Consider the following 9,787-nt stretch of genomic DNA (forward strand, 5'->3'; position numbering starts at 1 on the left):
TTCCGACTATTGGACTTTTGTCATTTCGAAATACCAAAGAGGGCCGACCGGCGGAAACGGTGAGGCCGGACTGATTGATTGCCTGCGGATTGTCGTATATACGCGCTTAATACCATCCAGGGGTCGATCATGAACGAACTTCATCGCTCGCTGGCGGACAGGATCGTCCGCCATATCAGGACATCGGCCATGGAACGGGGACAGCACCTGACAGAAGCCAGCCTCCAGACGCTGTTCGGCACCTCGCGCCAGCCGATCCGCTCGGCGCTCGGCATCCTGGCCGACCAGGGCATCGTCGAGCAGGTGCCCAACAAGGGCTTCTACCTGCGCGATCCCGACCGCATCGCCGCCGATCCGCTGCCGGCCGCCGCCGACACGTCGGACGAGGCGACCTATCTGCGCATCGCCGACGACCGCCTGTCGCGCCGCCTGCCGGACCGGGTCAGCGAGACCGACCTGATGCGGCGCTACGGCGTGTCGCGGCTCGCGCTGCGGCGCATCCTCACGCGCATTTCCGGCGAGGGCTGGATCGAGCGCAACGAGGGCCGCGGCTGGACCTTCGCGGTGCTGATCGATTCCCTCGAAGCCTACCGGGAATGCTACGACCTGCGCCAGGCGATCGAGGTGCACGGCATCCGCTCGCCGACGTTCCGGGCTGATCCCGCCGTGCTCGCGGATCTGCGCCGCCGGCAGGAGATCGTCGCCGACGGCGGCTGGCGGCGGTTGAGCCAGATGGAGCTGTTCGAGGCGAACGCGTCCTTCCACGAGGGGCTTGCGGCGCTTTCCGGCAACCGCTTCCTCGTCAACACGGTGCAGAAGCTCAACCAGCTGCGCCGCCTCGTCGAATACCGCCAGACGCTGAATGCCGGGCAGGTGCGCGGCCAGAACGCCGAGCACCTGGCCATTCTCGACGCGCTGGAGGCCGGCGATGCCGGCCGGGCGGCGGACCTGATGCACGACCACCTCGGCAAGGCCAAGCTGCGCAAGGCCCGCGCCGAAATGTTTTCCGCAGGCCCCGCTGGCGGGCCGGGCAAGGAGGGTGACACATGACACGCGTATTGATACCCGCGGGCGCGCTGGGACTGGGCTACGACCGCGCGGCGCTGGAACGCGGCGTCGCCAACCGGCCCGACATCATCGCCATCGACGGCGGCTCGACGGACAGCGGCCCGTCCTATCTCGGCCGCGGCGTCTCGAAATATTCGCGCGCCTCGACCAAGGTGGAATGGCGCGAGCTGATGCAGGCGCGGGCCAAGGCCGGCGTGCCGCTGGTCATCGGCACGGCCGGCACCTGCGGCGCCGATGCGGCGGTGGACTGGCTGTTCGACATCACCCGCGAGATCGCCCTGGAGGAGGGCATGAAGGTCAAGGTCGCCACGCTGAAATCCGGCCAGCCGAAGGAGCGGGTGAAGGCCGCGCTCGGCGACGGCCGCCTGCACGCGCTGCCCGCCGCGCCCGCCGTCAACGAGGCCATCGTCGACGACTGCACCAACATCGTCGCGCTTGCCGGCGTCGAGCAGGTGGCCGCGGCGCTTGCCACCGGTGCGGATATCGTGATTGCCGGCCGGACGACCGACACGGCCATCATCGCGGCGCTCCCGGTGGTGCGCGGCGACCATGCCGGCGCCGCCTGGCACGGCGCCAAGGTCGGCGAATGCGGGGCGCTCGCCACCACGCAGCCGAATTCCGGCGTGATCCAGATCGATTTCGACGCCGCCGGCTTCACCATCGAGCCGATGGCGGCGGACGCCGCCGCGACGCCCTACACCGTCTCGGCCCACATGCTCTACGAGAATTCCGATCCCTTCATCCTGCACGAGCCGGGCGGCCATCTCGACGTGACGCGCTCCGAATACGAGGCGCTCGACGGGCGGCGGGTGCGCGTCGAGGGCTCGAAATGGGTGCCGGGGCGCTATACGGTCAAGCTGGAAGGCGCGCGCATCGTCGGCTACCAGACGGTGGGCCTTGCCGTGGTGCGCGAGCGCCGCTACGTCCGGCATGTGCGCGAATGGGCGGCCGACATCGAGGCGAAGGTGCACGACAAGATCGTCGCCCGCATGGGCCTTGCGCCCGATGCCTTCACCGTGGAAATCCGGCTGATCGGCATGGATGCGACGCTCGGCGCGCTGGAGAACCGCCACGACATGCCCGTCGAGGTCGGCATCCTCGGCATCCTCACCTGCCCGACCGCCGACCAGGCGGCCGAGGCCGGCAAGATCCTCAACCCCTATCTCCTGCACCATCCCCTGACCGAGGACGAGCCGATGCCGACCTTCGCCTTTCCCTTCTCGCCCGCCGAAATGCAGCGCGGCGCGCTTTACGAGTTCTGCCTCAACCATGTGATGGAGCTGGACAACCCGCTGGCCGCCTTCGTGCTCGAAACCCACGAGGTGGGACATGCCTGAACTGGGAAGCCTCGTCAGCAAGGTGCGCTCCAAGAATGCCGGGCCGTTCTGGCTGACGGTCGACGTCTTCTGCGACGACCCGGCGACCTATGCCCGCGTGCGCGACGGGCTGAAGGACGTCACCGTGGCGCGGCTCTTCGGCGTGGAGCCGCAATTGCTCAAGCGCTTTGACATTCCCGCCTTGAACGTGGTCAAATTCTCCGTGCCGCGTCCCGTCGTCCAGGGCACGCGCGCCGACCGCGACATGCACGGCGCCGGCTGGGCCTGCCTCCTGGAGGAATTGCAGATCGATTGACCGGTCTGCCGCCTCCCCGCCGCCGGCGCGGGAGGCTCTCATGCCCGCGACGGCTTCTCCCATCTCCCGGCAAAACGAGGTTGACAAGCGGCCAGATTGTCGTAAGTGTATTAATACGACAACGGCAAGGAGGCCGCTGTCTGTGTTGCCGGCTCGGCAGCACCGGGGCTTACGGCCCGGACTTTTTGGGAGGAAATCATGATCAAAGCAGTTTTTGCCGCAGCATTGGCGTTTTCGCTTTCGGCCGCAGCGCCGGCTCTTGCCGATCCGGCCGTGGTGATGGCGCCGGGCGGCGCCGGCGGCGGCTACGACGCCATGGCGCGCCTGCCGTTCGACGCCATGTCGAAGGAAGGCATCTTCACCGACGGCGCGACCTTCACCAACAAGGGCGGCGCCGGCGGCACGATCGGCCTTGCCGAATTCGTCGGCGCGAACCGCGGCAACGACAATGCCGTCATGTCGATGGGCGTCATCCTGGTCGGTGGCATCCTGCTCAATTCCTCGCCCGTCACGCTCGACGACGTGACGCCGCTGGTGCGCCTGACCAACGACACGGGCGTCATCGCGGTGGCGACCGATTCCCCGATCAAGACGGTGGAAGACCTCGTCAAGGCGATGAAGGAGAACATCGGCGCGGTGTCGATCGGCGGCGGCTCGGCCGGCGGCGTCGACCATATCGTGATGGCGCTGATCGCCAAGGAAAGCGGCCTGGAGCCGGGCAAGCTGAACTACATCCCCTATGACAGCGGCGCGGAAGTTGTGACCGCGCTCGGCGGCGGCGCCGTGACGGTCGCCGTGTCGGGCGTCTCGGAGTTCAAGCCGATGGCCGATGCCGGCCGCATCCGCATCATCGCCGTCACCTCCGAGGGCCGCTTCGAGGGCATCGACGCGCCGAGCCTGAAGGAATCCGGCCTCAACGTGGTGGTCGGCAACTGGCGCGGTATCATCGGTGCGCCCGATATGTCGGCGGACGGCCGCAAGATGTGGCTCGACCGCTTCTCCAAGATGCACGACAGCGCTGCCTGGAAGGATATCCTCGCCAAGCAGGGCTGGGAAGACGCCTATCTCGCCGGCGACGACTTCGTCTCGTTCCTGAACGACGAGAAGACCCGCATCGGCGCCATCCTGAAGGAAGCCGGCCTCACCAAGTGAGCCGCCGCGCGTCTCGAAAGGATGTCTGACATGACGGAACGCCCCTATTGGCTTGCGGCGGGAACGATCGGCTGGGGAGCCGTCGTTTTCTGGAAGGCCGCGGAACTGCCCCAGTTCGACCAGTACGCCCATGTCGGCCCGGGCTTCATGCCCTCGGCCGTCGGGCTCGGCCTGGTCCTCATGGGTCTCCTGCTGGCGCTGCAGATCTACCGGGGCGTTCCGTTCGAGGAACAGGAAGCCGAGGACGTGAGCGAGGACCACGCGGTCAACTACACGGCGCTCTGCCTTGCCGCGGCGGCCTGCGCCCTGCCGATGCTGACGATGAAGCCGTTCGGCTTCGTCGTCACCTGCACCGGCTGCTTCGTGCTGGTGGCCGCGGCCTTCAAGTCGCGCCGCTGGCATCTCGACCTGCTGCTCGGCCTCGGCTTCTCGCTCCTGTGCTGGTGGCTCTTCCGCAAGCTGGGTGTCCAGCTCGGCGGTCTTCTTCCGATGATGGGGGTGTAGGATGGACGCGATCACCGGCCTGACGAACGGCTTTTCCGTCGCCCTGCAGCCGCAAAACCTGATGTGGGCCTTCGTCGGCACCTTCATGGGCACCGCCATCGGCGTGCTGCCGGGCATCGGACCGGCGCTGACCATCGCGCTGCTCCTGCCCGTCACCGTCTATATCGAGCCGACGGCGGCCTTCATCATGTTCGCCGGCATCTTCTACGGCGCCATGTACGGCGGCTCCACCACCTCGATCCTGCTCAACACGCCCGGCGAGAGCGGTTCCATGATGACGGCGCTGGAGGGCAACAAGATGGCCCGCAAGGGCCGCGGCGCCGCCGCGCTCTGCACGGCCGCCATCGGCTCCTTCGTCGCCGGCACCATCGGCACGCTCGGCATCACCTTCCTGGCGCCGCCCATCGCCGAACTCGCCTTCATCTTCAAGCCGCAGGACTATTTCGCCCTGATGCTGCTCGCCTTTCTCTCCGTCTCCGTGGTGATGGGAACCTCCAAGGTGCGCGGCTTCATCGCGCTCCTCCTCGGCCTCTCGCTCGGCGTCATCGGCATCGACAAGCAGACCGGCCTGCAACGGCTGACCTTCGGCGTGCCCGACCTCATGGACGGCGTCGAGATGACGGTCGTGCTCGTCTCGCTCTTCGCCATCGGCGAGACGCTCTTTGTCGCCAGCCGCTTCGGCATGCAGAAGCCCAACCTCAATCCGCTCGCCGGCGGCATCTGGATGACGAAGGAGGACTGGAAGCGCTCCTGGAAGCCGTGGCTGCGCGGCACCTTCTTCGGCTTTCCCATCGGCGCGCTGCCGGCCGGCGGCGCGGAGATCCCGACCTTCCTGTCCTATACGGTCGAGCGCAAGCTGACCAAGCATTCCGAAGAGTTCGGCCACGGCGCCATCGAGGGCGTGGCCGGTCCGGAGGCGGCGAACAACGCCGCCGCCGCCGGCGTGCTGGTGCCGCTCCTGACGCTCGGCCTGCCGACCTCGGCCACCGCCGCGATCCTGCTCGCCGCCTTCCAGAACTACGGGCTGCAGCCGGGGCCGATGCTGTTCATCAATTCGGCCGATCTCGTCTGGGGCCTCATCGCCTCGCTCTATGTCGGCAACCTGATGCTGCTCATCCTCAACCTGCCGCTGGCGGGCCTGTGGGTGCGGCTGCTCTTCATCCCGCGTCCCTATCTCTATGCCGGCATCCTGATCTTCTCGCTGGTCGGCATCTGGGGCGTGTCGAACTCCTGGGTGGACCTTGCCATGATGGCGGGCGTCGGCCTTCTCGGCTACACGATGCGCGTCTACGATTTCCCGATCGCGCCGGTGCTGATCGGCCTCATCCTGGGGCCGATGGCGGAGGTGCAGATGCGCCGCGCGCTCGCCGTGGGGCAGGGCGACCCGATGGTCTTCGTCTCCACCCCGCTCTCGGCCGTGCTGGTCGCCGTCTGCGCGCTCGTCGTGATCGTGCCGGCGATCCTGCAATGGCGGCGCAGCCGCAAGATCCACATGCCCGACGAAACCGCCGGCGCCTGACGTCGCCACATCCATGCCGATGCCCACCCGGCCGCACCCCCTGCGGCCGGGTGGGAGAACGCAACCCTCAGGGAGCCCAAAATGGCCGAAACGCTTTACTTCCGCGCCGAAGACCTGACCCGCTACGCCACCGACATGTTCCTCTCCGTGGGCATGAGCGGCGCCGATGCGGCGCTGATCGCGGGCGACCTCGTCAAGGCGAACCTGCGCGGCGTCGACAGCCACGGCGTCAGCCGCATCCCGATGTATCTGGAACGGCTGAGGCGCGGCCTCGTCAATCCGCGCCCCGACGTCAAGGTGACGAAGGCGGCCGGCGCCGTCGCCGCGGTCGACGGCGACAACGGCATGGGCTTTATCGCCTCGAACATCGCGATGAACGCCGCCTGCGACATTGCCGGCGAGATGGGCATCGGCCTTGCCGGCGTCAGCCGTTCCACCCATTTCGGCATGGGCGCCTGCTATGCCCTGCGCGCCATCGAGCGCGGCTTCATCTCGATGATCTTCACCAATTCCTCGCCCGCCATCCCCATGTGGGGCGGGCGCACCACCTTCCTCGGCGCAAGCCCCATCGCCGCCGGCATCCCGGGCGGCAAGCACCCGCCCTATGTCATGGACATGGCGATGACGGTGATCGCGCGCGGAAAAATCCGGCTGGCCGCCATGAAGGGCGATCCCATTGCCGAGGGGCTGGCGCTCGATATCGACGGCAACCCCACCACCGATGCCGCCAAGGCCTTCGAGGGCGTCTGCCTGCCCTTCGGCGGCGTCAAGGGGTCGGTGCTGGCGACGCTGATGGACCTGATGTCCGGCGTGCTGACCGGCGCGAATTTCGGCGGCGACGTGAAGAGCCTCTATTTCGACCATTCCGAGCCGCAGAATGTCGGCCACCTTTTCTTCGCCATCAAGCCGGACCTCTTCCTCTCGCTCGACGATTTCGGCGCGCGGATGGACGAGTTCTACGAGCGCATCAAGGTGCTGCCGCGCGCGGCCGGCGTCGCGGAGATCATGATGCCGGGCGAGCCCGAGCAGCGCCGCGAGGACGAGCGCCGCCGCACCGGCATCCCCGTCACCGGCAATGTCGTCGCGGACCTCACGGCCGACGGCGCGGGCGCCGGCATCGCCTTCCCCGCGGGCAGCGCGGCGCCGTTCGAGGCCGCCTGATGAACCGCCTTTCCGCCCATATCGGCTATCTCTACGGCGACCTGCCGCTTGCCGAGCGGCCGGCGGCGGCGGCGCGCGACGGTTTCACCGCCATCGAGCATCCCGAACCCTTTGCCGTGCCGGCAAGGGAGATGCGCGCCCGCCTTGCCGATCTCGGCCTCACCTTCTCGCAGGTCACCTCCGGCATGGGCGATGCGGCTGCGGGGGAGAAGGGTCTTGCCGCGCTCGCCGGCCGCGAGGCGGAGTTCCGCGCCGGCTTCGACCGCGCGCTCGCCTATGCGCTGGAGATCGATTGCCCCTTCGTCCACCCCATGGCGGGCGTGCCGAAGGGCGGGCTTCTGGATGCCGCCGAGACCTACAGGCTGAACCTCTCCTGGGCACTGAGCCGGGTGGAGGGCAGCGGCGTGCGGGTGCTCGTCGAGGCGATCACCATTCCCGGATACCACATGGGCAGCCTTGCCCTTGCGGCGGACCTGCAGGACCAGTTCCAGGGCCGTTTTGCCCTGCTGTTCGACACCTATCATGCCGCCGTGCTCGGCGAGGACCCGCGCCGCTGGATCACGCGGAATGCCGGCCGCATCGGCCATGTCCATATCGCCGACCATCCTGGCCGCCACGAACCGGGCACCGGTAAGCTCGCCTTCGAGCCGATCCTTACCGCCCTTGCGGCGGCGCGCTATGCCGGCGCCATCGGCTTCGAATACATCCCTTCCGCCGCGGCATCCGCCAGCGCCGCCTTCCTGCCGGGCTGGAAGCGGCTCCTTTCCGAAAAGGTTTCTTCATGACGACGATCACCTCCGTCAACCCCGCCACGGGAAAGCCGATCCGCAGCTTCGACCTGCAGGACGATGCCGCCGTGGACGCCGCGCTGGAGGCGGCCGTACAGGCCCAGCGTGCCTGGCGGCGCGTGCCGGTCGGCGAGCGGGTGGGGCTGCTTTCCCGCATGGCCGCGGCGCTGCGCGCCGGCAAGGCGCGCTATGCCGAGATGATCGTGCGCGAGATGGGCAAACCCATCGCGGAGGCCGAGGCCGAGATCGAGAAATGCGCGTATAACTGCGATTTCTACGCCGAGCATGCGCCGGCCTATCTTGCCGACGAGCCCGTCGCCTCCAATGCCAGCGAGAGCGTCGTCGCCTTCGAGCCGCTCGGCGTGGTGCTGGCGATCATGCCGTGGAACTATCCGTTCTGGCAGTATTTCCGCTTCGCCGCCCCGGCGCTCGCCGCCGGCAACGGCGCCATCCTCAAGCACGCCAACAACGTGCCGGAATGCGCGCTCGCCGTGCAGGAGGTGATGGAGGCCGCCGGCGGGCCGGCCGGGCTGACGGCGACGCTCCTCGTCGACACGTCCAGGGTGGCCGGCCTCATCGCCGACGACCGGATCGCGGCCGTCACGCTCACCGGCTCGACCGAAGTGGGCGCCATCGTCGCCTCGCAGGCCGGCAAGGCGCTGAAGAAGCAGGTGCTGGAACTCGGCGGCTCCGATCCGTTCATCGTGCTCGCCGATGCCGATATCGAGGCCGCCGCCGAGACCGCCGTCAAGGCGCGCTACATCAATGTCGGCCAGTCCTGCGTCAACGCCAAGCGCTTCATCGTCGAGGAGGCCGTGGCCGATCGCTTCGCCGCGCTCTTCGTGGAAAAGGCCGCCGCGCTGAAAATCGGCGATCCGATGGCGGGCGACACGAAGATCGGCCCGATGGCCCGCGAGAACCTGCGCACCGGCCTGCACGACCAGGTCGAGCGCTCGCTCGCCGAAGGGGCGGAGCTGAAGCTCGGCGGGACGCCCGTCGAGGGCGACGGCTTCTACTATCCGCCGACCGTGCTCGACCGCGTCCGGCCCGGCATGACCGCCTTCCGCGAGGAGACCTTCGGCCCGGTCGCCGCCATCATCCGCGCGAAGGACGCCGACGAGGCCGTCGCCATGGCCAATGACAGCGAATACGGCCTCGGCGCCGCGCTGTGGACGGGCGATACGGCCCGCGGCCGGGCGCTTGCCGCCCGCATCGATGCCGGCGCCGTCTTCATCAACGGCATGACCGCCTCCGACCCGCGCTACCCGTTCGGCGGCATCAAGCGCTCCGGCTACGGGCGCGAGCTCGGCGTCTACGGCATCCGCGAATTCGTCAACGTCAAGACCGTCTGGATCGGTCCTTCCAAGTGAGGCTCCACATGCCCGAACCCGCCATCCTGCGCCCGCACGAACTGAAGACCAACGACCGCGGCGGCGGCGCGCGCACCACGCCGCTCGTCACCCGCCGCTGCGGCTCCACCAGCATGATCAACGGCATCACCGCCTTCGATCCCGGCGCCGCCATCGGCCTGCATTTCCACAATTGCGAGGAAAGCGTCATGGTGATCGAGGGCGAGGCGATCGCCGAGATCGACGGGGTGCAGCACCACCTTGCCACCAACGACACGACCTGGATTCCCGCCAACGTGCCGCACCGCTTCATCAACGCGTCGGACAAGCCGATGCGCATCTTCTGGACCTATGCCACGGTGGATGCCACCCGCACCATGGTCGCCTCCGGCGAGAGCCGGACGATCGACGCCGAGCACGGCCACGCGCCGAAATGACGGGCTGACTACCGGGGGCTTTTCACCCCTGCGGGGCGGAATGGCCAAGCCGCGCCAGCGCCGCCACGATCGCCAGCCCGGCGGTCTCGACGTCCCCGGCGGAAACGTCGAGATGGGTGACCAGGCGGATGCGGCTTGCGCCCTCGACATTGACGCGGATCGCCTCGCCGAGCAGCG

General features: G+C 68.3%; 10 protein-coding genes. All 10 read left to right on the top strand.

What is annotated here, in order from left to right; genetic code table 11:
- Positions 1 to 129 precede the first annotated feature (129 nt).
- A complete protein-coding gene (locus AB3G45_RS29510) occupies positions 130 to 1,050 on the top strand; it encodes an FCD domain-containing protein (RefSeq protein WP_367834087.1) in 921 nt (306 codons plus the stop codon).
- Positions 1,047 to 2,405, top strand: a complete 1,359-nt coding sequence (locus tag AB3G45_RS29515) for an acyclic terpene utilization AtuA family protein (protein ID WP_367834088.1) — start codon at positions 1,047 to 1,049, stop codon at positions 2,403 to 2,405. Before AB3G45_RS29510 ends, AB3G45_RS29515 begins: the two co-directional genes overlap by 4 nt.
- On the top strand, positions 2,398 to 2,700 hold the full coding sequence (locus AB3G45_RS29520) for a DUF4387 family protein (RefSeq protein ID WP_367834089.1): 303 nt from the start codon (positions 2,398 to 2,400) through the stop codon (positions 2,698 to 2,700). The genes AB3G45_RS29515 and AB3G45_RS29520 overlap by 8 nt, the downstream gene beginning before the upstream one ends.
- Positions 2,701 to 2,898: 198 nt before the next feature.
- Positions 2,899 to 3,852, top strand: a complete 954-nt coding sequence (locus tag AB3G45_RS29525) for a tripartite tricarboxylate transporter substrate binding protein (protein WP_367834090.1) — start codon at positions 2,899 to 2,901, stop codon at positions 3,850 to 3,852.
- 30 nt (positions 3,853 to 3,882) lie between these two features.
- Positions 3,883 to 4,356 (top strand): tripartite tricarboxylate transporter TctB family protein, encoded by a 474-nt coding sequence (locus tag AB3G45_RS29530; RefSeq protein ID WP_367834091.1) that lies wholly within the window; start codon positions 3,883 to 3,885, stop codon positions 4,354 to 4,356.
- Position 4,357: 1 nt separating this feature from the next.
- The gene (locus tag AB3G45_RS29535) at positions 4,358 to 5,875 is read left to right on the top strand and encodes a tripartite tricarboxylate transporter permease (protein ID WP_367834092.1); all 1,518 of its coding nucleotides are present in this window, start codon (positions 4,358 to 4,360) and stop codon (positions 5,873 to 5,875) included.
- Positions 5,876 to 5,956: 81 nt separating this feature from the next.
- Positions 5,957 to 7,036 (top strand): Ldh family oxidoreductase, encoded by a 1,080-nt coding sequence (locus AB3G45_RS29540; protein ID WP_367834093.1) that lies wholly within the window; start codon positions 5,957 to 5,959, stop codon positions 7,034 to 7,036.
- A complete protein-coding gene (locus tag AB3G45_RS29545; protein ID WP_367834094.1) occupies positions 7,036 to 7,821 on the top strand; it encodes a hydroxypyruvate isomerase family protein in 786 nt (261 codons plus the stop codon). The genes AB3G45_RS29540 and AB3G45_RS29545 overlap by 1 nt, the downstream gene beginning before the upstream one ends.
- Entirely contained in the window at positions 7,818 to 9,194 is a 1,377-nt protein-coding gene (locus AB3G45_RS29550) for an NAD-dependent succinate-semialdehyde dehydrogenase (protein ID WP_367834095.1), read from the top strand. The genes AB3G45_RS29545 and AB3G45_RS29550 overlap by 4 nt, the downstream gene beginning before the upstream one ends.
- An 8-nt stretch (positions 9,195 to 9,202) precedes the next feature.
- Entirely contained in the window at positions 9,203 to 9,610 is a 408-nt protein-coding gene (locus tag AB3G45_RS29555) for a cupin domain-containing protein (RefSeq protein ID WP_367834096.1), read from the top strand.
- Positions 9,611 to 9,787: the final 177 nt, after the last annotated feature.

It is taken from the genome of Shinella sp. S4-D37 (assembly GCF_040812195.1).
Classification (GTDB): Bacteria; Pseudomonadota; Alphaproteobacteria; order Rhizobiales; family Rhizobiaceae; genus Shinella.